The organism is Oceanobacter kriegii DSM 6294 (assembly GCF_000422845.1).
Taxonomy (GTDB): domain Bacteria; phylum Pseudomonadota; class Gammaproteobacteria; order Pseudomonadales; family Oceanobacteraceae; genus Oceanobacter; species Oceanobacter kriegii.
This window is the reverse complement of record NZ_AUGV01000003.1, coordinates 417,965-442,748: the sequence shown is the minus strand read 5'-3', so window position 1 is coordinate 442,748 and position 24,784 is coordinate 417,965. Positions and strand designations below refer to the sequence as shown.

Annotated in this window: 19 protein-coding genes; 10 read left to right on the top strand and 9 right to left on the bottom strand. The window is 56.3% G+C overall.

Annotation, left to right across the window (positions count from 1 at the left end):
* The first annotated feature begins 154 nt into the window (after positions 1-154).
* Positions 155-1,696, top strand: coding sequence for an NADP-dependent phosphogluconate dehydrogenase (gndA, locus tag G516_RS0101950; protein ID WP_028292231.1), 1,542 nt, complete (start codon positions 155-157; stop codon positions 1,694-1,696).
* A gap of 102 nt (positions 1,697-1,798) precedes the next feature.
* Here the strand turns inward: gndA and G516_RS0101945 are convergent, their stop codons facing one another.
* Together G516_RS0101945 and G516_RS0101940 are read right to left on the bottom strand one after the other, a co-directional pair.
* Positions 1,799-3,088 (bottom strand): type II toxin-antitoxin system HipA family toxin, encoded by a 1,290-nt coding sequence (locus G516_RS0101945; protein ID WP_028292230.1) that lies wholly within the window; start codon positions 3,086-3,088, stop codon positions 1,799-1,801.
* Complete coding sequence (locus G516_RS0101940; protein ID WP_028292229.1) at positions 3,078-3,374, bottom strand: helix-turn-helix domain-containing protein; 297 nt, start codon at positions 3,372-3,374, stop codon at positions 3,078-3,080. Before G516_RS0101940 ends, G516_RS0101945 begins: the two co-directional genes overlap by 11 nt.
* Positions 3,375-3,746: 372 nt before the next feature.
* On the opposite strand from G516_RS0101940, the gene G516_RS0101935 reads away from it, so the two are divergent.
* Positions 3,747-4,589: a hypothetical protein gene (locus G516_RS0101935; RefSeq protein WP_028292228.1), complete on the top strand. Its 843-nt coding sequence runs from the start codon at positions 3,747-3,749 to the stop codon at positions 4,587-4,589.
* Positions 4,589-4,987: a hypothetical protein gene (locus tag G516_RS0101930; protein ID WP_028292227.1), complete on the top strand. Its 399-nt coding sequence runs from the start codon at positions 4,589-4,591 to the stop codon at positions 4,985-4,987. Before G516_RS0101935 ends, G516_RS0101930 begins: the two co-directional genes overlap by 1 nt.
* A gap of 12 nt (positions 4,988-4,999) precedes the next feature.
* Here the strand turns inward: G516_RS0101930 and rep are convergent, their stop codons facing one another.
* From rep to G516_RS0101910, 4 genes are all read right to left on the bottom strand, one after another.
* Positions 5,000-7,027 (bottom strand): DNA helicase Rep, encoded by a 2,028-nt coding sequence (rep, locus tag G516_RS0101925; protein ID WP_028292226.1) that lies wholly within the window; start codon positions 7,025-7,027, stop codon positions 5,000-5,002.
* A 209-nt stretch (positions 7,028-7,236) separates the two neighbouring features.
* Positions 7,237-7,434 carry a hypothetical protein gene (locus tag G516_RS0101920; protein WP_028292225.1) on the bottom strand — a complete coding sequence of 66 codons (198 nt, stop codon included), beginning with the start codon at positions 7,432-7,434 and terminating at the stop codon, positions 7,237-7,239.
* Between the two features lie 72 nt (positions 7,435-7,506).
* Positions 7,507-8,676, bottom strand: a complete 1,170-nt coding sequence (locus G516_RS20650) for a YbfB/YjiJ family MFS transporter (RefSeq protein ID WP_036533811.1) — start codon at positions 8,674-8,676, stop codon at positions 7,507-7,509.
* Between the two features lie 213 nt (positions 8,677-8,889).
* Entirely contained in the window at positions 8,890-9,759 is an 870-nt protein-coding gene (locus tag G516_RS0101910) for a LysR family transcriptional regulator (protein WP_028292224.1), read from the bottom strand.
* Positions 9,760-9,854: 95 nt separating this feature from the next.
* On the opposite strand from G516_RS0101910, the gene G516_RS0101905 reads away from it, so the two are divergent.
* Complete coding sequence (locus G516_RS0101905) at positions 9,855-10,355, top strand: lactoylglutathione lyase family protein (RefSeq protein ID WP_028292223.1); 501 nt, start codon at positions 9,855-9,857, stop codon at positions 10,353-10,355.
* Between the two features lie 24 nt (positions 10,356-10,379).
* The gene (locus tag G516_RS0101900; protein ID WP_028292222.1) at positions 10,380-11,357 is read left to right on the top strand and encodes a zinc-binding dehydrogenase; all 978 of its coding nucleotides are present in this window, start codon (positions 10,380-10,382) and stop codon (positions 11,355-11,357) included.
* Here the strand turns inward: G516_RS0101900 and G516_RS0101895 are convergent.
* Positions 11,347-12,891, bottom strand: a complete 1,545-nt coding sequence (locus G516_RS0101895; protein WP_028292221.1) for a YifB family Mg chelatase-like AAA ATPase — start codon at positions 12,889-12,891, stop codon at positions 11,347-11,349. The genes G516_RS0101900 and G516_RS0101895 overlap by 11 nt on opposite strands.
* 181 nt (positions 12,892-13,072) lie before the next feature.
* Between G516_RS0101895 and G516_RS20645 the strand changes: the two genes are divergently transcribed.
* Together G516_RS20645 and G516_RS0101885 are read left to right on the top strand one after the other, a co-directional pair.
* The gene (locus G516_RS20645) at positions 13,073-15,718 is read left to right on the top strand and encodes a S8 family serine peptidase (RefSeq protein WP_051218836.1); all 2,646 of its coding nucleotides are present in this window, start codon (positions 13,073-13,075) and stop codon (positions 15,716-15,718) included.
* Between the two features lie 164 nt (positions 15,719-15,882).
* Positions 15,883-18,651, top strand: a complete 2,769-nt coding sequence (locus G516_RS0101885) for a S8 family peptidase (protein WP_028292220.1) — start codon at positions 15,883-15,885, stop codon at positions 18,649-18,651.
* 140 nt (positions 18,652-18,791) lie between these two features.
* Here G516_RS0101885 and G516_RS0101880 read toward each other — a convergent pair whose 3' ends face one another.
* The gene (locus G516_RS0101880; RefSeq protein WP_028292219.1) at positions 18,792-19,655 is read right to left on the bottom strand and encodes an SDR family oxidoreductase; all 864 of its coding nucleotides are present in this window, start codon (positions 19,653-19,655) and stop codon (positions 18,792-18,794) included.
* 95 nt (positions 19,656-19,750) lie between these two features.
* On the opposite strand from G516_RS0101880, the gene G516_RS0101875 reads away from it, so the two are divergent.
* Positions 19,751-20,185 (top strand): winged helix-turn-helix transcriptional regulator, encoded by a 435-nt coding sequence (locus tag G516_RS0101875; protein WP_051218835.1) that lies wholly within the window; start codon positions 19,751-19,753, stop codon positions 20,183-20,185.
* Positions 20,186-20,727: 542 nt separating this feature from the next.
* Here the strand turns inward: G516_RS0101875 and G516_RS0101870 are convergent.
* Complete coding sequence (locus tag G516_RS0101870; RefSeq protein WP_036533808.1) at positions 20,728-21,546, bottom strand: helix-turn-helix domain-containing protein; 819 nt, start codon at positions 21,544-21,546, stop codon at positions 20,728-20,730.
* A gap of 229 nt (positions 21,547-21,775) precedes the next feature.
* Between G516_RS0101870 and G516_RS0101865 the strand changes: the two genes are divergently transcribed.
* Both G516_RS0101865 and G516_RS0101860 read left to right on the top strand, forming a co-directional pair.
* Positions 21,776-23,221, top strand: a complete 1,446-nt coding sequence (locus tag G516_RS0101865; protein ID WP_028292216.1) for an alanine/glycine:cation symporter family protein — start codon at positions 21,776-21,778, stop codon at positions 23,219-23,221.
* Between the two features lie 154 nt (positions 23,222-23,375).
* On the top strand, positions 23,376-24,779 hold the full coding sequence (locus G516_RS0101860) for an aspartate ammonia-lyase (protein WP_028292215.1): 1,404 nt from the start codon (positions 23,376-23,378) through the stop codon (positions 24,777-24,779).
* The last annotated feature ends 5 nt before the right edge of the window (positions 24,780-24,784 follow it).

The following is a 24,784-nucleotide window of genomic DNA, read 5'->3' as shown; positions in this document are numbered from 1 at the left end:
AGATCAGCAAGCTGCCGCCCAAAGCGATCAATCCACCGGAATTTCTGCCCATTTGCCTCCTCCAAGCCCCTATAGCGGCCTTGAGCCACGGGCGACCCTACGAATTTCTGGCTAAAGAACGCGTGCCACTAGCGTTGAATACCTAACGAGTAATATGACGAATCAAACAGCAACGACAACAGATGCCAAGTGCGATATTGGCTTTATCGGCCTCGGTGTCATGGGCGCCAACCTGACCCTGAACCTGGCCGACCACGGTTACTCAGTAGCCTGTTTTGACCTCGACACCGAAAAAACCCAAGCCATTCTGGAAAAAGACCAGGCTGAAAGTGGCGATCAACCTGCCCGCCTGATTGGCTGTGATTCGTTCGCAGATTTACTCAGCAACATCGCAGCACCGCACATCATCATGTTGTCGGTACCTGCCGGTGCTCCTGTCGACGCAGTTTGCGCCCAGCTGATTGAAGCCGGTTTGCCACGCGACAGCATTGTCATCGACACCGGCAACAGCCTGTGGACCGACTCCGTCGAGCGCGAAGCCCGCCTGAGCAAGGATCTGGTGTTCTTCTCGACCGCCGTATCCGGTGGTGAAGTGGGTGCTCGTTTTGGCCCATCGCTGATGCCAGCAGGCAACGCTGACGCCTGGGCACGCATTGAGCCCGTGATGAATGCCATTGCCGCCAAGGTCGACCCAACTAGCGGCCTGCCGCTGGAGTCGTTTGAACCGGGTAAACCCGTCACCGAAGGCGAGCCGTGCGTTACTTACATTGGCCCGGCTGGCTCTGGCCACTACGTGAAAATGGTGCATAACGGCATCGAATACGCCGACATGCAGCTGATCTGCGAGGCCTACCACGCCATGCGCAGCACCCTTGCGATGACACCGGCCGAAATCGCCGCCGTCTTCAGCGAGTGGAACAAAGGCAAGCTGAACAGCTATCTGATGGAAATCAGCGCCGAAGTACTGGCCCAGACCGATGCCACTACCGACGTACCGCTGGTGGATATGATTCTGGATCGCGCCGGCCAAAAAGGCACCGGCCTGTGGACCGCCGTTGGCGCACTGGAGCTGGGCAGCCCGGCACAAACCATCGCCTCTGCCGTGTTTGCTCGCAGCCTGTCGGCCCTGAAAGACGAGCGCCGCGTGGCCAGTCAGCAGCTGTCTGGCCCGGTTGCAGCGCCGGTTTCCGAAGAAGAAAAAGCCGTTGCGATCAGCCAACTGGAGCAAGCACTGTACTGCTCCAAAATATGCGCCTACGCCCAGGGCTTCCAGCTGATGGCAACCGCCTCCAACACCCATAACTGGAACCTGAACTTCGCCGAAATCGCCAAAATCTGGCGTGCAGGCTGCATCATCCGTGCGGTGTTCCTGCAGTCGATTACCGACGCCTTCGAAAAAGACAGCCAGTTAAGCAACCTGTTGCTGGACCCGTTCTTTAACGAACAAATTGCCGAATACCAAAGCGACTGGCGCCAGGCCATCGCCAAGGCCACCATCGCTGGCGTGCCTTGCCCGGCCATGATGTCGGCACTTAGCTACTACGACAGCTACCGCACCGACGTGCTGCCTGCCAACCTGCTGCAAGGCCAGCGTGACTACTTTGGCGCGCACACATACCAGCGTGTGGATAAACCAGCCGAAGAGGCCTACCACACCCAGTGGAGCACGCCGGGACGGCCTGAGGTAAAGGTTTAAGTTCGGATCTTTACCCGTCCAGCCCAGCGTGACAACGCAAAAGCCAAGGCTCCCATGTGAAACATGGGAGCCTTGGCTTGAATTTCCCCTCTGGAACCCGCCTTAGCCCAGCAAAGCCCTGTTGTCACTCAGCCGCTGATCCAGCGTTGTTTGAATAGCCTTGATGGTTGCAGGCTGAACTCCGACGTCTGTTGCAATACTCTTAAACCTCGCCAACACCGCAACGATGTGCTGAATATCCTGCTGCGCCAGACGCCAGTTGGCATATCCCGCATTACTTGCCAGTTTCTGTATCGTTTTCAGAGGTGGTTGTTTGCCGTAGCCACCATAAGCCGTTGCATGTTCATTGAATGGATGCGGGCTGTAGGTCACGTCGTAAAACGGCGCAGGTTGCCACTGCCCTTTATCATGCTGAAGAAATGCCCAGTTTTTACTGTGGTCATCCTGATTGGCAGCAAACAGATTGAACATGGCGCGCCGGAATTGCAGTTGTCCCACCGCTGGAGATCGACACAACTGCCTGCTGGCTTTGATCAAGTCTTCATAGTCGAGGCTGGGCGAGCGGAAATCAGCATCCAGTAACCCGCAAGCACTGTGCATATGCAGTCGACCAGCAGCACCCTCAGATTGGCTCAACCAATCAAAGCGCTTGATCGCCAGCCAGGACCGTGCACCAGACTGCGGCGCGGCATCCAATAACTGCCATTGCGGTGGATTCAATCCGGCTTGTTCAGCCAATGTCAGATACACCGCTTCGCATAAACCTTCTTCGTGGCCCAGCGGCAAATTCCGCGAAGTAAACTTCACCAGCCAGGCGTCATCACCTTGCTGGGGTATGGTTCGACATTCGCCATGGTCGCTTGCCTTCATATACACCTGCGCCTTCGGCCTGGCACCACCAGAGCTGCCTGCGGCCACCAAGGTGCTGAGCACTTCTTCCGTCTGGCCATCAAACACCGACTGGGCCTGTAGCCCCAGCGTTGCCAAATCCAGCTGGTGCCCTTCGGCCGGACGATAATCCGACATCGGTGAAAATGACAAAGCCCCCATCGCACTCTGGCCAACAAAGGCCAGACGGTCCATGGGAGTCAGTTGATGCGGCTGAATGCCGTGCTGGCGGAACACCCGATCCTGCAACAGCAACCCCCAGCCATCCGGCAGACTGTCAGCGAACAGACCGTGCAAACCACCGTGAGGGGCTTTGGGAGCCAGTTGAAGGTCTGTTGTCGCTTGTAGCGTAAAAGGCGACAACCCGGCATAGCCATCAAGATAACCCGGGTCATATTGAAAGAAAGTGCCCTGGCGATTCTGCGCCAACGTCCCAACCGGGACCTGTTGTCCGTCAGACAAGGTACGCTCAACAACCAGCTTCTGAATGGGCTTAAAACTCATCGTCAAGCACCTCGTCGATGGAGGTTGGCATACGCTGTTTGCCGGAAGAAGAAGGCTGGGCCAGCTCATACAGACGCTGCAAATCGTCGAGGCTTTGCCATAGCAGTAACAACTGTCGGAAAGAGATTTGCCCCGTCAGCTCGAAGCGTTTGATCGTTGCCGAAGGCACACTGCTGCGTTGCGCCAACGCATCACGAGATAGCCCCTCAGCCTTGCGCTGCTTGCGAAGATAAGCCGAAAATGCCTGCTGGACATCAGTATCATCGAGTAATCTGAACGAGTTCATAATCAGACCATTTGGATAACATAGTATCTATTTTAGCTAATTTTTAAGAAAAATAGATAATATAATATCCAAACAAATCTTATATTCTGACGCTAGAACTGTATCGTTGCTACGCTCTGGTAGCAACGTGGTGGCAGAGGCGCCCACGTGGAACGTGGGAGTCAGTTCACCTAAGGCCTTCAAATCTGCACCAAGCCTGCCTCCCCCAAAAGCGATGGCGTGCTCTTTGGTCTCGCCTCCAGGCTGCCAGCTGTATCACAATTTTCTAACTCTGCCCGAAAACACATCACAAATAATCACTTCCCTGCTTGGCAAGCTGATTACCCAGAGTTATTGATTGCGCTAAATTTTCGATACTTTCAGGAAGATGTGATGACCAGGGAAGAATTTATCAGACAAAAAACGCTTGAAGCACAGCTTCGAGGCAAGTTTAAAGAAAACGCTCATCTGTTGGAGTTTCTGAGTGCCGAGCAAGTTTTCAAAATATGGAAGGAAAAAGTTGGCCCAACCTCTGCGGAAAAAGCTCTCACAGGCGTAAAAGATTTCGAGGCGGCAAGTAACTATGTCCCTGTCATTTTAGACTCCGTACTACTCGGGAAGATAGCTTCTGACCTTGGCATCAGCGGTAGAATCCAAAGTAAATTTGTTCAAGGTAAACAGTATATAATAGTCAAAGGGAACGCTGGAAACCGATCATTATTGAAAGGCACAAGATATCTAGCGAACAACCTAAAAATCGTTAATCTTGCAATCACTCAGAAAGGTATCAACAACTCTCTTATATCAGGTGCCAGACTGACTCTAATCATAGCTATTCCGATTAACGCATTAAAAGCATGCCTTGAGGACGAGGCAAAGCTGGCGCATTTCATTGGAGAAACAGCATCGGATGTTGTTAAACTTGGCATTGCTTCAATGATCAGTTCAATAACCGTATGGATTTTATACAGCAACGCTATTGCAGCCGGAGCCAGTATTGTTGCTACCGGGCCGTTTGCAGTAGCTATATTAGCCGGAGTTCTTGCAGGGTTAGGCTTAAACTATCTGGATGAAACTTTCCATATCACAGACAAGCTAATAAACGCTTTAGCGGAAATTCCTACTAAACTTAAGGAAGTGGACCGTAAAGCAATTAGATTCGTGAACAAATTTAATGAACATTTAGACTGGCAATATGAGACTGGCCAAGACGTAGGAAGAGGTCTGTTTTACTGATGTTTGCTCCTAAGGCCGCGTTGATAGCTCTGGATGTTATCGCCATAATTGTAGTTGGGCTGGTGATAAATGGATATTCGTCAACACTAACTGAAGTTAGAGATGGCGCCGAGATAATAAGCACTTCGAGGCCATTTGGAATATTTTTATCAACAATATCAATTCCACTCTACCATCTGGTGATTGTATTCGGAAACCGGGTCGGAACCACCTTGGCCCACGGCCTATTTTTTCTGGTGGTTGGAACTACTATAGCCTCCGGTTTTATGATCGATTACGCGGTTGACTCTTACATTGCCAAAAGTGAATACAAAGAATGTGCGAACCTAAAAAACCGCATAAATATAAGTACATTCAACTACTATTCACTTTCAGGTGACTGTATCAAACCGGATTAACCTGCCTGGGGATCACAAATCCCCAAACAGGTTCTTCAAACCGGCCAGTGTTTCCTGACCGCGTTTTTTCTGTTCTTCCGGTGAGCGTTCCACTTTGCCTTCCCATTCGATGTCGTCGGGTGGCAGTTCGTCGAGGAAGCGGGAGTGGGTGGTGTCCATGGTTTCGCCAAATTGGCGGCGCTTGGCGGCGTAAGTAAGCGTTAACGTACGCTTGGCGCGGGTGATGCCCACATACATCAGGCGGCGTTCTTCTTCGATGGTGTCGGCTTCGATGCTGTTGCGGTGGGGCATCAGCTCTTCTTCCATACCAATCATGTAGACGTGTGGGTATTCCAGACCCTTGGAGGCGTGCAGAGTCAGAAGTTGTACCTGGTCGGATTCGTCTTCTTCGGCTTGCTGTTCCAGCATGTCGCGCAGAATGAGTTTGCCGATGGCGTCTTCGATGGTCATTTCATCGCCCACTTCGTCGGCTTTTTCGATCATTTTCGAGATCGAGTCGACCAGAAACCAGACGTTTTTCATGCGCCGTTCGGCCTGATTGGGGGTGCCTGAGTTTTGCATCAGGTAGCCTTCGTAGTCGATGTCGTTAAGCATCTCCTTGATGGCGGCAATCGGGTCGTCGGTATAGGCGTTGCGGGTGATGGTATCGAGCCAGTGGCCGAAGCGGCGCAGACGGTCGACGGCTTTCGGGGTCAGCAGCTGTTCCAGTCCCATTTCGGTGGTGGCGCTGAGCAGGCCGGTGCCACGGGTCGCGGCGTATTCACTGAGTTTTTCGATGGTGGTGGGGCCAATTTCACGACGAGGGGTGTTCACCACACGCAGGAAGGCGGCGTCGTCGGCCGGGTTCACGATCAGCCGCAGGTAACCCATGATGTCCTTGATTTCGTTGCGGCCAAAGAACGACTGACCACCGCTGAGTTTGTAGGGCACCTGGTAGGCTTGCAGCTTCATTTCAATCATGCGGGCCTGGTGGTTACCGCGATACAGCACCGCAAAGTCCTTGTAGCCGCAGCCATAACGCAGACGGCGTTCGACGATTTCAGAAGCCACCCGTTCGGCTTCAATTTCGTCGTTTTTGCACTTCAGAATGCGAATCGGGTCGCCGTAGCCCATGTCGGACCAGAGCCGTTTGTCGAACTCGTGGGGGTTGTTGTCGATCACCCGGTTGGCGGCGTTCAGAATCAGGCCGGTGGAGCGGTAGTTTTGTTCCAGTTTCACCAGCTTCAGATTCGGGAAGTCTTTTTTCAGCAGCGACAGGTTTTCCGGCTTGGCACCCCGCCAGGCGTAAATCGACTGGTCGTCGTCCCCTACCACGGTCAAACCGCCACGGTAGCCCACCAGCAGCTTCACCATTTCGTACTGCGAGGTGTTGGTGTCCTGATATTCGTCCACCAGCAGGTAACGGATTTTCTTCTGCCAGCGGGTCAGGGCTTCGGGGTCGTTCATAAACAGCAGCGTCGGCCCCATGATGAGGTCGTCAAAGTCGACCGCGTTGTAGGCCTTCAGCATGCGCTGATACACGGAGTAGGTCTGGGCGATCATCATTTCCTGCGGGCTGGCCGCCTGATTGATGGCCAAATCCGGGGTGATCAGGTCGTTCTTGAGGTTGGAAATGGTGTTCTGCACCAGGTCGATCATGTCGCCGTCGTCGCCATGTTCGCGCTGCATGACGTCGCGGATGATGTTCTTGCAGTCGTCCTGGTCGAGGATCGAAAAGCCGGCCTTGTAGCCGGTGGCTTTCAGCTCCTGACGAATGATGTTGAGGCCGAGGTTGTGGAAGGTCGATACCGTCAGGCCACGGGCACCGCCCTTGCCCACCAGCGAGCTAACCCGCTCCTTCATCTCGCGGGCGGCCTTGTTGGTAAAGGTTACCGCCGCAATGTGGTGGGATTTGATGCCACAGGATTCAATCAGGTAGGCGATCTTGCGGGTAATTACCGAGGTCTTGCCCGAACCCGCACCCGCCAGTACCAGCAAGGGGCCATCGATGTATTTGGCGGCTTCTTTTTGACGGGGGTTTAGATGGGATAAATCGACCACGGGCGCTTCCTCTGAACTGGCCGGGCATTCTAGCTCAGAGGTGTGTGAATTTCAGTGTGGCAATTGCAAAAATGCCATTGTCAGAGTTGTTCAAAAAGGATTGCACGACGGGTCTTTGGGCCACCGCAAAGCAGGCCTGATGGGCGCAAGCGCACCATCCTTGCGGTGAGTAGGAAAACCTGCGCCCAACAGTTATCCACAGCCTACGATTAGCGGCCGTCCTCTTCTTCCGGCATGTCACCAAAGAACAGTTCGTTCTGGTACTGGCCGGTTTTGCCATTGTGGTATTGCAGCAAGGCGTACACACCCGCTCCGATCACTCCCAACAGAATCAGCAAACCAAAGAAACGGCCCACCGCCGCCCAGGCATTTTTGCGCTTGATGGCTTTTTTGCGATCAGTCGCCATACGCGGTGCTCTCCCGATAAACCCACTACTGCAAAGTGTGGTTCAAATCGGTCGATTTACCAGCCAGTGCGGTCAATCGCTTGTAGGGTCAGCTGCCCGGGTCACCGGTTGCTCCGGCAATTGTTGAATCAGCCATAGCACGGCAACGCCTGCAAACATCACCAGCGTCGACACCAGCAGTGCCAGCCGGTATTCGCCAGTCATGCTCAGCACATAGCCGGTGATGGCCGGTGCCACCATTTGCGACACGCTGTATCCCAGCGTCGCGGCCGCCATGTAGCTGGCCGGATTGTGTGGAAAACGCCGGCCTACTAGTGTCAGGGTCAAATTCACGATGCCAATGAAAGTACCACCCCACAGCACGGCGGCCAGCAGGTTCAGCGCAACCCAGTCACTGATAGCAGGCAGCAACATGGAAAAAGCCTGCAGAACATAAGCCAGAATCAACGCCCGAATCTGGCCGATGGCCACCGCAACCTTGTCCCACAGGAAAGTAGACGGCGCGGCCGCCAAACCAACAATCACCCAGCACCACGGGCCTGCGCCATTCAACAGCGGCAGACGTTCAAGAATATCCACAATAAACGTGGCGCCCATCACGTAACCACAACCACCACAGAAATAGGCCAGCATCATCAGTACCATCCAGCGCTTACTGGTGGCATTAAACGCCGGGTTATCCACCGAGGGTTGTGACGCCAGCGACGCGGGCGCAGGCATCCAGATCCAGGCTGGCACCAAGAACAGCACCCCAACGATGCCCAACAGCAACCACTGCTGGTCCCAGCTCAGCTGCTCCAGCATCAGTCCGGTGCATACACCGGTAACCACAATGCCCAGCCCGGCACCGGTAAAATGCAACCCCAGCTGGGGCTTGTGGCCAGTGCGTATCAGCCAGTTCAATGCCAGCCCGGACGCCAGCAGCAGCCCGGCAATGCCACTGAAGCCGCCAATCAGGCGACTGATGTACCACACCAGCGGATCGTTACTGAGCCCCATGGCCAATGTGCTGAGCACGGCCAGAATCAGGCACAGGCGGTACAGGTAAAATTTGCGATGAGGGTCTTTGGTGAAGGTCGCCAGTAAGGTGCCTGCGGTGTAACCAAGGTAAATAAACGTGGCCAACCAACCGGCTACCAGCGGCGACAAACCCGCTTGCTGCTGCATCACCGGCAGCAGCGGCGTGTAGGCAAAACGGGCAATGCCCAGCGACAACACCAGAGCACACAGCCCTGCCGCCATCACTTTGTAGCGTTCAGTATCATGCTGCCGGGGTTCCGATGCCCGCGGGGGTTCAGACCGGGACAGAAGGTTGGCGTTGGACAAAAAAACGGCTCCGATGAGAAAACAACAACCGAAGCGTCAGACTACGAGGATTCCGGGTTGGCGGCCATGCCGCTTTGGTGGGGCGGGGCATCTGCGCCCATCCATGTCCTGTTATGTCCTGCCTACGGGTTATTCCATCTGGCTACGTAGCCAGTTGATGGCACCTTCAGCGCGTGCTGACAGTGGCCATTCGGCCCGATGGATCAGCCAGAGGGTATCCAGAATGCGCTGTGGCAGTGCCACCACGTCAATGTCCTGCTGACGGCCAAAGGCTTCACGGGCATAACGCGGCAAGACGGTAAAGCCCATGCCTCTGGCCACCGGTTCCAGAATCAGGCCAACCTGATTCACAAAACCGCGGTCTGGCAGGCAACGCACACCGGCGTTGCCAGGAAACACCCTTGCCAACAACCGGGTGGCCATATCGTAGCCGTCCGGATGGTCGATGAAGCCCAGCGCCACCAGATCCTGCCACTGCGACACCTTTGCCCCTTTTGGCACCACCAGCTCCAGCACTTCTTCACAGAAAGCCTCAGCAGCCAGCTTTGGATCGTCCGGCTTGCGAGTCACCAGCCCCAGTTCGTAGCGGTTATCCAGCACCGCTTCGATCACATCCACATCCGGCGCAAAACGGTAGCGGATGGCCAATTGTGGATGTTGTTGCTGCCAATCCAGCAGCAGCGGATAGAGGGTCAGGCCAATGCTGCCGGGGCTGGTAATACTGATCACACCGGCGCCAACGTCTTGCTCGACCAGGCGTGACTGCAAGCGTTTTTCCGCACCGATCAGTTCCTGGTGGTATTGCAGCAGCGCATGTCCCGCCGGAGTCAGTTCCAGCTGGCGGGGATAACGTACCAGCAGTTGGCCGTATTCAGATTCCAGATTGCGGATGTGGTGGCTAACCGCCGCCTGCGTCAGGTCCAGCGACTCCGCTGCCCGAGTAAAGCTGCCATGGGCCGATACGCTGGCAAACGAGCGCAGCCATTGAGGGTTGATCATTACAAAGTTTTATCCAATGTATTACTTGGCGTTAGTTTTCATTATGCATCGGGTTTTCTAGGCTGCACAGACATTTCATTGCCCGGAGCTTCGCCATGAGCACCTACCCGCGTTCGTTTTCCCATATTGGCCTGTCGGTCACCGACCTCGACGCCGCCGTGACCTTTTACACCGAGGTGATGGGCTGGTACCTGATCATGCCGCCAACCGAAATCCGCGAAGATGACAGCGCCATTGGTGTGATGTGCACCGATGTGTTTGGCGCAGGCTGGGATAGTTTCCGCATTGCCCACCTGTCTACTGGCGATCGCGTTGGCGTTGAAATTTTTGAGTTCAAAAACGCCAAAAAGCCCGACAACAACTTCGAATACTGGAAAACCAGCGTCTTCCATTTCTGTGTGCAAGACCCGGATGTGGAAGGTCTGGCGGCCAAAATTGTTGCCGCAGGTGGCAAGCAACGGATGCCGGTACGTGAATACTTTCCCGGCGAAAAGCCCTACCGCATGGTGTATATGGAAGATCCGTTCGGCAACATTCTGGAAATCTACAGCCACAGCTACGAGCTGACCTATTCCGCTGGTGCTTACCAGTCATAACGCGATATTGAGCCCGTAACATCCATGACGAATTTACCCTCTCATTATCGTGCCTGGTGCTGGCAACAGGGCCAGCAACCCGGCGATCTGGTCTCGCAAACCCTGACGCCCAGAGCCTTGCAGCCCAACGAGGTGTGGGTGGCCAACCACAGCATCGGTTTGAACCCAGTTGACTGGAAAGTGTTGGGTAGCAGCAGCTGGAACGTAGGCAAAGTGCCCGGCTGTGATGGCGCCGGAACCGTGATTGCCGTTGGTGCCAACGTCGACCCCGACTGGCTTGGCCAGCGTGTGGCCTACCATCAGGATTTACGCTGCGACGGCAGTTTTGCCGAACTCACCGCCGTGGCCGCCCGTGCCTTGATGGCACTGCCGGGTTATCTGGATTTTGACACCGCTGCCAGCTTCCCCTGCCCCGGTCTGACGGCCTGGCAAGCCATCAGCAAAGCCGCCCTGCAACGGGAAAACGCCATTCTGGTGTCTGGCGCTGGCGGTGCCGTTGGTCATTATCTGGTGCAGTTTGCCCACGCCATGGGCTTATGGGTCGATGTGTTGTGCCACCCACGGCACTGGCAACGGTTGCAGTCGCTGGGAGCCAACCGCGGCTTCGAGCATGTCGAAGCCGCACTGACGGCCGGTCGGGTGTATCACGCCGTGATTGATGCCGTCAGCGAGCAACAAGCCCGCCAACTGGTGCCCGCGTTGCGCGCTAACGGTCATTTGGTGTGTATTCAGGGACGTCTGTCAGAATGGCCCAATGACCCCTTTGGACTGTCGCTGTCGCTGCATGAAGTTGCTCTTGGGGCACTGCACCGTTATGGCGATGACGATGCCTGGTATACCCTGACGCACAAGGGCGAAGCGCTGCTGCACGATATTCAGCAAGGCCGACTGGAACCCGAAACCCTGCATCGCTATGACTTTGAGTCACTGCCCACCGCGTTGCAGGATTTACGCAACCGCCGGGTCAGCGGCAAGCTGCTGGTGCAAACGGTCAGGAACTGACCGGAGCTCGGGCCGCTGACGGCTGCTGCGCCAGACGATCAAGGCTGCGGTAGCCAATGGCTTCCATCAGGTGAGGCTTCTGGATCTCTGCCGATTGCGCCAGATCGGCAATGGTACGGGCCAGCTTCACCACCCGATGATAGCCGCGGGCACTGAGGTTGAGCTTTTCAGCCGCCCGTAAGAACCATTGCTCATCATCGCTGCTTAACTTGCACATGACGTCGCGCTGTTGGCCTGCCAGTTCTGCATTGGTGCAGCCCTGCCGGTCGAGTTGCCGGGTTCTGGCCGCCAGTACCCGTTGCTGAACCTCACGGCTGGATTCTCCCGGTGGCGACTGCTGCAAGATGGCGGTGGGCACCGAAGGGACTTCGACATGCAGGTCGATGCGGTCTAATAGAGGCCCGGAGGTTTGGCCCTGATAGCGGCGAATCTGCTCTTCGTTGCAGCGGCAGCGCCCGGACGGGTCGCCAAAATAGCCACACGGGCACGGATTCATCGCTGCCACCAGCTGAAAACGCGCCGGAAAAGTCACGCTGCGCTGCGCCCGGCTGATGACAATACGGCCGCTTTCCAAAGGCTCGCGCAGTACATCCAGCACCTTGCGGCTGTACTCCGGCAGTTCATCCAGAAACAGCACACCGCCATGGGCCAATGAGATTTCCCCCGGTCTGGGGTTGGTACCACCGCCCACCAGCGCAACGCCGGAGGCGGTATGATGCGGCGCCCGAAACGGCCGCTGACGCCAGCGATCAAGCCAGTCCGAGCCAGTGGCCGCAATGGAATACACCGCCGCCGACTCCAGCGCCTCGCTTTCGTTCATGGGCGGCAAGATACCCGGCAAACGGCTGGCCAGCATGGTTTTGCCGGTACCCGGCGGGCCAATAAACAGCAGGTTGTGGCCACCCGCTGCGGCTACTTCCAACGCCCGTCTTGCCTGTGGCTGGCCTTTTACATCGAGCAAGTCGGCGACGGATACATCGCGCCCTTCATCTGTTAGCTCCGCCTGCACCTTGGGCAGGGTGTCGTCACCGCGCAAGTACGACACCACCTGTGCCAGCGACAAGGCCGTCGACATGTCACACTGTTCCGACAGCGACACCTCGGCTTCATTACCCACCGGCAACACCAGACGCCGCCCGGCCTGACCACAGCGTACGGCGCTGGGCAAGGCACCGGTAATGGCTCTTAGCTCGCCGTTCAAGGCAAGTTCGCCCAGAAATTCATGGCCCTCAACGCTGTCGAGCGGCACTTGCCCGGAAGCCGCCAGAATACCCAGTGCAATGGCCAGATCGAAACGGCCACCGTCTTTGGGCAGATCGGCCGGTGCCAGATTGATAGTGATGCGCTTGGCGGGAAAGTCGAAGCCCGACGTCAGAATGGCACTGCGAACGCGATCCTTGCTTTCGCGCACGGCGGCTTCCGGCATGCCGACCAGACTGAGCGACGGCAAGCCGCCGGAAAGGTGAACTTCGACCTGAACTTCGGGGGATTCAACGCCCAACTGGGCGCGGGTGTGCACACTGGCAAATGACATAAGCAATCCTTGCTATCGTTTGCGGACATAAAGAAACAACGGGGTCGAGTGTATTTCAGGACCCGATTCGGTCAATGGTCAGGCCGGGCCAGCACTCGGGCTGCCGTACTGGTGATCAAGTTGCGATGCCGCGCCAAATCCACGCTATCCTTACAGTTTTCATCGAGTAAGAGGTATTCCGATGCTGGCGCGTCTCCTAACCCCGGCGAAGTCTGTACTGACCGCCGCCCTACCATTGGCGTTGGCGGCCTGTGGTGGTTCATCAGGATCGGACAGTGAGGATAATACCATCGCCGTCAGCGGCCGCCTGTCGGTCGCCGATGGTGTCGCCGTTGACTCCGACATTAACGACATTTTCGCCACCTACGCCAGCAACGACACTCGTGCAGAAGCACAGGCCATCAACAGCCTGTTGTCGGTGCAGGGGTTTGTTAATGCAGAAGGAACCGACGGCGATGTATCCGGCTACCCGGAACTGGAGCGCTTCGATGATGCCGCCGACGTGCAGGATTTTTATCTGGTCAACCTGGCGGCAGCGCAAACCGTCAACCTGCGGGTCATCGACTACAGTTTCAGCTTCGATGATCCCGGCTATTACGGCGATGTCGATTTGCAGGTTCTTGATGCCAACGGCAACTCCGTTGCTATTTCCCACACCGATGGCCCGCTGGAACGCATTACCGTCACCAGTGCTGGTCAGTACTACATTCGGGTGTACGCCTTCGAAGGTGCCAGCAAGTACATCCTGAGCTTCGATTCTGCTTCTACCAGCAGCACCACGGCCGTCAACCAGTTTGTGCCGGGCGAAATGCTGGTACAAAGCAGCGACAAAACCGCTGCCAGTGCCACGGCAACAGCCCGCAGTATTCTCAGCCAACGAGGCCTGCAAGCCGGTAACTCCGACGCCCTTGGCCATCGTGGCCCGACACTGGTACAGTTCGATATCCCAACCGCTTCAACCCAACACGTCAGCCCGCTATTGAATGGCCCAGCCGTGGATGACACCGAGGGTGACTATGAAGCCAAGTTCCAGACCATCATGGCCATCAAGGCCGTCGCCAAACAGGATGGGGTGGAATTGGCCGAGCCAAACTACATTCGCCAACCGCTGGCGACCACGCCAAACGACACCCTGTATCGCTATCAATGGGATCTCGACATCATCGACCTGCCTGACGCCTGGGATATCACCACCGGCGAACGCGCCGATGGTGTCGACGTGGTGGTGGCCGTGATTGATACCGGCATTTACATGGATCACCCGGACCTGAGTGGCCAGTTAACCAGCGATGGCTACGATTTTATTTCCGACACCAACATCTCCAACGATGGCGACGGCATTGATGCCGACCCGGATGACCCGGGCGACAGCAATCTTGCTGGCCAGAGCTCCTGGCACGGTACTCATGTGGCGGGCACCATCGCTGCCGCCAGCAACAACTCCACCGGCATTGCCGGCATTGCCTGGGGCGCCAAAATCATGCCGGTACGCGTATTGGGTGTGGGCGGTGGTAAAACCAGCGACATCGTTCAGGGCATGTATTACGCCGCCGGCCTGAGCAACAGCAGTGGCACCCTGCCAACCCAAACGGCCGACATCATTAACATGAGCCTGGGCGGCACCGAATCATCGACCTTTGAAGCCAACGCCGTCAGCGATATCTACGACGCCGGCGTGTTGGTGGTCGCCGCTTCCGGGAATGACGGCACCAGCGAGATCAATTACCCGGCAGGCTACGATCACGTGATTGCCGTTGGTGCCACCGATGGCTACGACAACATTACCTATTACTCCAACTTCGGCAGCCATCTCGACCTGTCGGCACCGGGGGGGGATGGTTCTACCGATGCCCAAGGTGACGGGCAGGAGGATGGCATTGTCAGCACCGTTGCTGACGACACCAATGGCAGTCGCGAGGCGGCCTATGCCTTGTATGAAGGCACCTCGATGGCAGCCCCTCATGTCGCCGGTGTGCTGGCGTTGATGAAGGCCGTGTACCCGGCCATCACCGTTGAAAATGTTGAAGCGCTGATCGCCAACGGCTACATCAGTGATGATCTGGGCGCGGAAGGCAAGGACAACTACCACGGCTATGGCCGCATCAATGCCCTCAAGGCTGTCACCTGGGCGCAAACTCTGGCCAACGGCGGCAGCGTTGATTTGCCAGTGATTCTGGATACCGACCCGGACACCCTGGCCATTGGTCAACAGGACAGCGCCACCTTTGAAATCAGCAACCGTGGCGCCGGTGATCCAACCATTACCAGTGTGACCACTACAGCCAGCTGGCTGAGCATCAACGTTTCCAGCGTCGACGCCGATGGCTTTGGCAGTTACACCGCCACAGTGGACCGCAGCGACCTGGCCGACGGCAGCTACAGCACAGAAATACGGATTACCTCAACGTCATCCGATTCCGATGACGAAACCACCCTGCCAGTGACCATGCAGGTCGGCGACTTTGATACCGAAGGGGAGATGGTGCAGCAATACGTGCTGTTGCTGGATGAGAATGGCGCAACCGTTGATACCGTGCGCGCGGACGCCAATGGCAACTACCAGTTTGGTGTTGCCGATGCGGGTAACTATTACATCCTCGCGGGCTCCGATATCGATGTCGACAACCACCTCTGCACCGCAGGTGAAACCTGTGGCCACTACCCGAATACTGCGGAACCTGAGCTGATCACCGTCGCTGAGCGGGCTATTAGCGGTCTGGACTTTGAGGTTGATTTACAAACAACCCGTGGCGTCAGCTATCGCCGTCAGTCCAAAGGCACAAGCAGCGACAGCACCGTCATCAATAAAGTCATCTCTCTGGATTAACACCGCTGTTGCAGGGTGGGAGAAAGGGTAGCCGTACTTGCACGCGGCTACCCTTGGTTGCAAATTCATACGGGTATCACTAACGAATTCACCTTGTTGTTGTGACATTCCGACTAGACTCAATCGTTATGGTTATCAATACGTAATTCGGAAAGGGGTTGTTCATGGCTTTTTCGTTGCTGAAACATACACGCACCCAATATTGGCCCGCTCTGGCCTTGAGTCTGATGCTGGTGGGGTGCGGTGGCGCAGCGGGAGGCACGGACGACCCTGTGGATAACACCATCGATTCTGTCACCGACTCTGATACCGACACTGACTCAGATACCGACACCGACTCAGATACCGATACGGACTCTGATACTGACACCGGCTCAGATACCGATACGGACTCTGATACTGACACCGGCTCAGATACAGATACCGGGGCTGAACCAGAGCCGGTGGTCGTCAGCCTCAGCGGCACAGTGACCGCCAGCAGCGGCATTCTGGTTGATAGCGACATCAACGATATCAACGCCGACTACGCCAGCAATAACAGCCTCGCCAATGCCCAGCTGTTCGACAGCCAACTGACCATCCATGGCTTTGTCAGCCAACAGGCGACCGGGGCGATTCTATCGGGCAACGCCGCACTGGAACGTTTTGCCAGCCAGGCCGATGAGTTCGACTACTTCTACACCACCCTCGATGCCGGCCAGCAGCTGGTTCTGACCGGGCTCGACAGCAGCGCAGACAACGCCGCAGAACTGCCAGATCTGGATCTTTACCTGATCAACAACAGCGGCAATCTGGTCGGCCAATCAATCAGTACGGGCAACGATGAAGCCATTACCGTCGCCACCCATGGTGACTATTACCTACTGGTCGCCGCGTTCAGCGGATTCAGCAAGTACACCCTCCGCATTGTCGACGCCTCACAAGCAACGGCTAGCCATAACGGCTCTACCGATGCCTTTGTCAGCGGCGAAATGCTGCTACAAACCGCAGCAACCACAGACCGATCCATCCAGAGCAAGACGCAAACAAAACAGAACGAGCAAAAAGCACTGATGGCATCCGGGCTGACGAGTGGTTTTGAATTAAGCGCTGCCACTCAAGGGCCAACCCGGGTCCGTTTCGAGATCGATACCGCTTCACGTACGGCCTTGAACAGCAGTCAGGATGTATCCGCTGGCGACTACCAGGACAAACTCCAGACCCTGAAGGCCATCAAGCGCGTCGGCCAGCAACCCGGCGTACTGTACGCCGAACCCAACTACATTCGCCAGCCGTTCAATACCCCGAACGACACCTTTTACCGCTTTCAATGGCACCTCGATATCATCGATGGGCCGACTGCCTGGGACATCACCACCGGTGAACGCACCGATGGCAGTGAAGTAGTGGTCGCCGTCGTTGATACCGGCGTATTTCTGCAACATGAAGACCTCGTCGGCCAGCTGACCGGCGACGGTTACGACTTTATCTCCCTGCCCAGCATGTCGAACGACGGCGATGGCCTCGATAACGATCCCAACGACCCCGGCGACAGCACCACTCAAGGGCAAAGCTCCTGGCACGGCACCCATGTAGCCGGCACCATTGCCGCAGCGACCAACAACAACCTTGGCATTGCCGGCGTTGCCTGGGGTGCCAAAGTGATGCCGGTGCGGGTATTGGGCATTGGCGGTGGCACCACGTATGACATTCTGCAAGGCATGTACTACGCCGCCGGACTGCCCAATGACAGCGGTACGGTGCCGAATCAGGCCGCCGACATCATTAACCTTAGCCTCGGAGGCACCGCCTACTCCTTTGCCGAAGAGCAGGCCGTTAACGACATTCATGCTGAGGGTGTGATCATTGTGGCCGCTTCTGGCAACACAGGTAATGACGTGGTCAATTACCCCGCTGCCTACGACTATGTGGTGGCAGTGGGCGCCACCGATAGCACCGACAGCATCACCTACTATTCCAATTACGGCAGCCATCTGGATCTGTCGGCTCCCGGTGGTGACACCCGCCTCGACACCAACAGCGACGGGCAACCGGACGGCATTCTCAGCGGTCTGGTGAACGACTCTGGGACCACACCCACATCCGGCTACGGTTTTTACGAAGGCACTTCCATGGCGGCTCCCCATGTTGCCGGGGTCATTGCCCTGATGAAGGCCGTTCACCCATCACTGACGGCAGAACAGCTCGATCTGCTGATCATGGCAGGTCACCTGAGTGACGACCTCGGAGACACCGGACGGGACGACTACCACGGCTACGGCCGCATCAACGCCTTGAAAGCCGTTACGGCCGCGCAACTGGCAGCCGACGGCGACACTGTCGTGTTACCCGTGGTGCTGAGCCTGGACAGCAGCAGCCTCAACATTGGCTATGCAGACCATGCCAGCGTGACGATCAATAGCATTGGCGGCGGCACACCGGAGTTAACGTCGGTGCTGAGCGATGTCGACTGGCTTTCGGTCACCGCGGAAGCGGTCGATGCACAAGGGTTTGGCCGCTATCAAGTGTTGCCAAATCGCAGCGAACTGAGCGACGGCAGCTATACCGCCACCATCACCTTCAGTACCGACGACGGCACGCAAGCGCAAGTGGCCGTCAGCATTACCGTGGGCGATCTGGGCAGCGAAAGTCAGCTGTCGGTTCAATACGTGATCCTGATGGACGCAGCTGGCAACACGCTGGCTGTGACCCTCGCCGATACCGAGGGCCAATATCAGTTTGATGATGTAACAGGCAATCAGAGTTACCAAATCATGGCAGGATCGGATCTGGATGCCGACCTGACCCTCTGCAGCAACGGAGAAACCTGCGGCCAGTACGGCGGGCAAACCGGTGATGACAGCACAGCGGACGTAGGCGGGGAAGACCTGACGGGGCTCGATATCAGCGTCGAGCTGCAAACCGATGATCAGGCAGCCATTGCACGGCCTTGATCCTGCGTCAGGAAAGCAAGCAGCGGATAGAAAGAAGCAGGAACTGACCCGAGCCGCATGGCCGACTGGTTGAAAACGGAGAACAACCAGCCACACCAGTGCCGCTCGAGTCAGTCCCTGAAACTTTAAAAGGAAAACGATCAGCCGACCAAGGCAGCCTTCACACTGTCAGACATTGGTGTGGTCGCACGGCCAATCAGTGCACTCAATGTTTTACTGTTGTCGAATAAACCACCTTTGGATGCGCCGGTATCGGATTCGGCCAACAGCACCGCCAATCCTTCGGGCAAACCTGCTTGCTTCAATGCACCGGCGTAATCAGCTTCCGGCAGATTCACATACGGAATCTCCTTACCAGACTCGGCACTGATGATGGCTGCCAACTCAGTCAGGGTATAGGCATCGTCACCCGCCAGTTCATAGACCTTGCCAGCCTGATCGTCAGAAGCAGTCAAAACCGCAGCTGCAGCAGCAGCGTAGTCAGCACGAGCGGCAGAAGAAATCTTGCCATCACCGGCACAGCCGTACAGGGCTTCCAGTTGCAGCGCCGCTGGTGCACCCATGGCGTAGTTTTCGCTGTACCAGCCATTGCGCAGCAGCACGAACGGTACGCCACTTTCTGCCAGCAAGGCTTCGGTTTGTTTGTGCTCTGCCGCCAACGGCAGTGGCGACTCTGCGGCGTTCAGAATCGACGTATAGGCGACCAGTGCCACACCGGCTTCCTTAGCCGCTTCGATGGCGTTCTTGTGCTGCACAAAACGCTGACCCACTTCACTGGAAGAAATCAGCAACAGCTTGTCGGCACCGGCAAAGGCAGATACCAGGGTTTCCGGTTTGGTGTAATCGGCTTCATGCACGACCACGCCCTGCTCGGCCAAATCCGCCACTTTTTCCGGGCTACGCACCGCAGCAACGATGTCCGTGGCAGCAACCTTGCCACCGGCCAACAGCTGTTCAATCACCAGACGGCCCAACTGGCCGGATGCACCTGTTACAACAATCATGGGACTCTCCTGTTTTTCTTTCTGTGTAAAAGCGAATGACAACAGGCTAATACCAATGCTAACTTTTAGTAAGTACAAACAAAAAGGTTAGTATCATGAAATCGTCGGCCACCCCGCCAGAAAAGGCCCAACAAGACACCCAAACGGCCACCCTGACCGACAAGCTGAGAAGCGGCGATTTGTTCGCAAGCCCTTGTCCTTCAAGGCAAATTCTGAAAAACGTCAGCAGTCGCTGGGGCGTGTTGATCCTGATTTCCCTGCGCGATGGAACACACAGATTCAGCGAATTGCGCAAGCGCATCGGCGGCGTCAGCGAAAAAATGCTGGCGCAATCGCTGCAAGCCCTGGAAGCCGATGGCTTTGTGCAACGCATCGCCTACCCAGTCGTGCCGCCTCATGTGGAATACAGCCTGAGCAACAGCGGCGAAGAAGTTGCCCGACTGGTCGCCGCACTGGCTGACTGGATTGAAGTGAACACCGATGAGATTGTTGCCGCCAAAGAACAGCGGGCTGCGGAAACTGAAGTCTGAGGTCTGGACAATAGTGTGGGAGAGAGCTTGCTCTCGATAGACACAAGCCATCGGCAGCAAGCTACCTCCCACAGCGTTGTGGAGTAAAGACAAACCTGTAAATCATGAAAAACCGCGTGTCGGCTACCAAAAAACCGCGCATCAAGATGAGCCGTTTTTTGTGAAGGCGAACAGGACATCACGGCCATGGATGGCCGGATAGCACGGTTAAGGCATGGATGCCGCATCCGGGCGAGTTCGTTGTGAGCCAAAGCAAAGAAACGATTAGCGAATCGGTGGCGCAAAGCAGAGGCGGTCCGACGTATCGGGGTGGCCTACCGCCGGGGCGATACTGCGTTCCGGGAGAAGCTCTCCCCAAGAGGTACAAGGCTCAGCTTGCTCTCGATAGGCACAAGCCATCTGCTGCAAGCTCCCTCCTACAACTTTCTTGTAGGTCGGATAAGCTTGCGCCATCCGACAAAGGGACAGCCAAAACACGTCAGATGGCAGTCGCTTCGCGTCTTTATCTGACCTACGATGATTCTCCCGACTCCCGACCACTCTTACAAATGCGCCGCCCGGAAGTGCCAATCACGGGTGCCCATACGGTTGTAAACCGCTTCTCTTAATACCGGGTCGATCTCGGAGGAATTGGGATCAAACAGCCCACACATGGCGAATGCCTTGCGGAAGTTGATTTCGGCACCGAGGTATTCGTACACCACCCGCGCGCAGCAGGGCATGCGTTCGCCACTGCCCGACACCCCGATACGTAACCCCGACAAGCGGGTAATGCGGTTTTTGAACGACGGGAACAGGATGGTTTGGGTCATCTCGTTGCCGGTGAGGGATTCGTAATCCGATAAGAAAATACGGTCGCTGAGGAAACTCACCAACCCAACGTATTTGCCGTGACACATTGGACTATCGGGTGTTTCACGCAGCCGCTCACTGCGCTGGTAATAAATGCCGTCGCCCTGACGCTCGATGCAGACCAGTGTGCGCAAAATCTGGCCGGGGCATGCCATCGACAGGTAATACTCAAAGTAGTACCCCAGATAACGATCGACATCGTCGCTGTTAAAGCCCTGCAAGCGTTGCAGGTGCTCGGATTCCATCGGTGCTTCAGTGGTCGAGACACTGTTCACCGCCACTGGCCGCACCTGAATCAGTCGTCGGAACTGGTCATGGGGCAGCAGAATCTCATGCTCTTCCACCCCAAAGAAGTCGCAAATACGCCGCATGGTGTTGGCCGATGGTCGGGCCTTGCCAGCCAGATAGCGATTGAACTGGGGGCGGTTCAGCGTCAGCTGCCGACACACTTCGGCAATCGAGCGGTAGTAGCTGCTGAGTAATCGCAAATTGTGTGAAAAGTCTTCCATCTGGAATCCGGTGTGACTGGTAGGGATGCGGCTTGCGGGTTGTTCAGCAACACATTATACCAGCCGAGCTGATGCACTTTTGTTCAAAAGTGGCGCTATTTGATGCCACAAAGGCTCCCATTAGCGACAAATAGAGACAAGTCGACAACTTCTTCATCCCGAGCGGCTTTGTTGCAATAAATCCGTCATCAATAAGAACAAATCCCGCTCTGCCGGGATGGAGAAAAAAATGCTCGATTATCTGAATGACCTGCTGTGGGGCAAGGTCCTGATTGCCGTCCTGATCGGCCTCGGTTTGCTGTTCACGGTTGGCTCCCGTTTTGTTCAATTCCGCTACTTCGGTCGTATGTTTGGCATCCTGCGTGCCAGCGAATCTGCTCGTGACAAGCACGGTCACTTGAGTTCTTTCCAGGCGCTGCTGCTGTCGGTTGCCGGTCGTGTTGGCGGCGGTAACATCGCCGGTGTTGCGGTTGCGATTACCTTGGGAGGCCCAGGCGCGATTTTCTGGATGTGGGTGGTTGGCCTGATGGGTATGGCAACCAGCTTCTTCGAATGTACGCTGGCACAGGCTTACAAAAAGAACGATTCTGACGGCGCCTACCGTGGTGGCCCTGCTTATTACATCCGTCGTGGTCTGGGCAAGCAGTGGACCTGGCTGGCCGGTCTGTACTCTGTATTGCTGCTGCTGACCTTCGGTTTTGGCTTCACTGCCATGCAGTCCTACTCCGTTGCGACCTCTTTCGAAGACGCTTTCGGTATTCCTGTTTACCACACCGGTATTGGCCTTGCGTTGATCGTTGGTCTGATCATCTTCGGTGGCGTAAAGCGTATCGCCCGTGTATCTGAAGTGCTGGTTCCAGTGATGGCTGGCGGTTACCTGGCGATTGCGCTGGTGGTTCTGGGCATGAACATTTCTGCAGTGCCTGACGTACTGGCGCTGATTGTGAAAAGTGCTTTCGGTCTGGAACAGGCTGTTGGTGGTGGTGTTGGTGCTGCGATCCTGATGGGCGTCAAGCGTGGCCTGTTCTCCAACGAAGCCGGTCTGGGTTCTGCTCCTAACGTTGCGGCTGTGGCTTATGTTCCACACCCTGCTGCTCAAGGCATCGTGCAGTCGTTCTCTGTGTTCATCGACACCATCATCCTGTGTTCCTGTACTGCGTTCGTGATTCTGCTGAGCGGTATCTACGATCCAGCCACCATTGGTGAGCACGGCGGTGTGGCCCTGACCCAGATCGCTCTGGCAGATCATGTCGGTGAATGGGGTCGTGCGTTTGTTTCCGTCGCCCTGCTGATGTTTGGTTTCAGCACCATTCTGTACAACTACTACCTGGGCGAGAACTCCCTGAGCTTCTTCCGCGAAGGCAGCGCAACCCTGCTGAACGGCTTCCGTGTGGTACTGATCTGTCTGTGCTGCTGGGGTGCCATCATGGATCTGGGTACGGTATTCGCTTTCGCCGACGTCACCATGGGTCTGCTGGCGCTGGCTAACCTGTTCGCTCTGGCGCTGCTGTTCAAGAAAGGTCTGCGTCTGATGAAGGACTACGACGAGCAGCTGAAAGCCGGTATCAAACAGCCGGTATTCGATGCCAAACAATTTGAAGACATGAACGTTGATGCTGCTGCCTGGGAACTGGAACCAGAGCATCAGGCCGTGCTGAAACAGCGCGCCAAATAACACACGCTTCACGGCTTTGACGGGCGGTCGTTTGGTCGCCTCTGCCCGTCACCCCTTGCGCCACTCCACCCCGCTCTCACCGTTGGAGTGGCGCCCTTTTTAACCAAACCTATATTTCTTATTCCCTTACTTCCACATTTTCGGGGTGGACACTATGACTACGCGACGCGAACACGATTTACTGGGTGATCTGGACATTCCGGCCGAGGCCTGGTTCGGCGTTCAAACCCAACGAGCGGTAAATAACTTTGCCATTACCGGCGTGCCTATCAGCCATTTTCCGCAATTGATTCGCGCGCTGGCATTGGTCAAAAAGGCCGCTGCCAAAGCCAACGAAGACATTGGTTACCTGCCAGCCGCCAAGGCCAGTGTCATCATGGATGCCTGTGACGACATCGCCGACGGTGCCTTGCACGACCAGTTTGTGGTCGACCTGATCCAGGGCGGTGCCGGTACTTCCACCAACATGAACGCCAACGAAGTGATCGCCAACCTGGCGCTGCACAAGTTGGGTCATAGCAAGGGCGAGTACCAGTTCCTGCACCCGAACGACGACGTTAACTGCTCGCAGTCCACCAACGACGCCTACCCGACCGCCGCCTGTCTGGCCATTCAATTTGCCGCCGAACCACTGATGGAAGCCATCAAGAGTCTGGTTGCAGCCTTTGAAGCCAAGGGCAAGGAATTCGCCGATGTGGTGAAAATGGGCCGTACCCAGCTGCAAGACGCTGTGCCGATGACCCTGGGTCAGGAATTCGAAGCCTTTGCCGTCAACCTGAATGAAGACATCGACCGTCTGAAAGAAGTCTGTCTGCTGCTGTGTGAAGTGAACCTGGGCGGTACCGCCATTGGTACCGGCATCAACACCCACCCGGATTACGCCAAAAAGGCCGTCAGCTACCTGGCCGACTTCTCTGGCAAGCCGATGGTACCGGCCGCCAACCTGGTCGAAGCCACCTCTGACATGGGCGCGTTTGTGATGTTCTCTGGCGTGTTGCGCCGTTTTGCCATCAAGCTCAGCAAGATCGCCAACGACCTGCGCCTGCTGTCCAGCGGCCCGCGCACCGGCTTTGGCGAGATCCGTCTGCCGCCAATGCAGCCAGGTTCGTCCATCATGCCAGGCAAGGTGAACCCGGTGATTCCGGAAGCGGTTAACCAGACGGCTTTCCAGGTGATTGCCAACGACCTCGCCGTCACTCTGGGCGCGGAAGCAGGTCAGTTGCAGCTCAACGCCATGGAGCCGCTGATTATCTACAATCTGTTGAATTCCATGCGAATGCTGGGTAACGCCTGTGATATGTTCGAAAACAAGTGCATCCGCGGCATTGAAGCAAACCGCGAACGCTGTGCCGAGCTGCTGGAAATCAGCATTGGCAGCATCACCGCACTGGTGCCACACATTGGCTACTCGAATGCCTCCCGCATTGCCAAACAGGCGTTGCACAGTGGCAGCACCGTACGGGAACTGATTCTGTCCGAAGGACTGCTGGATGAAGCCGAGCTCGAACGACTGTTAAGCCCACAGTCGATGCTGGCACCCAAAAGCCGAGACAAGTGAGGGCC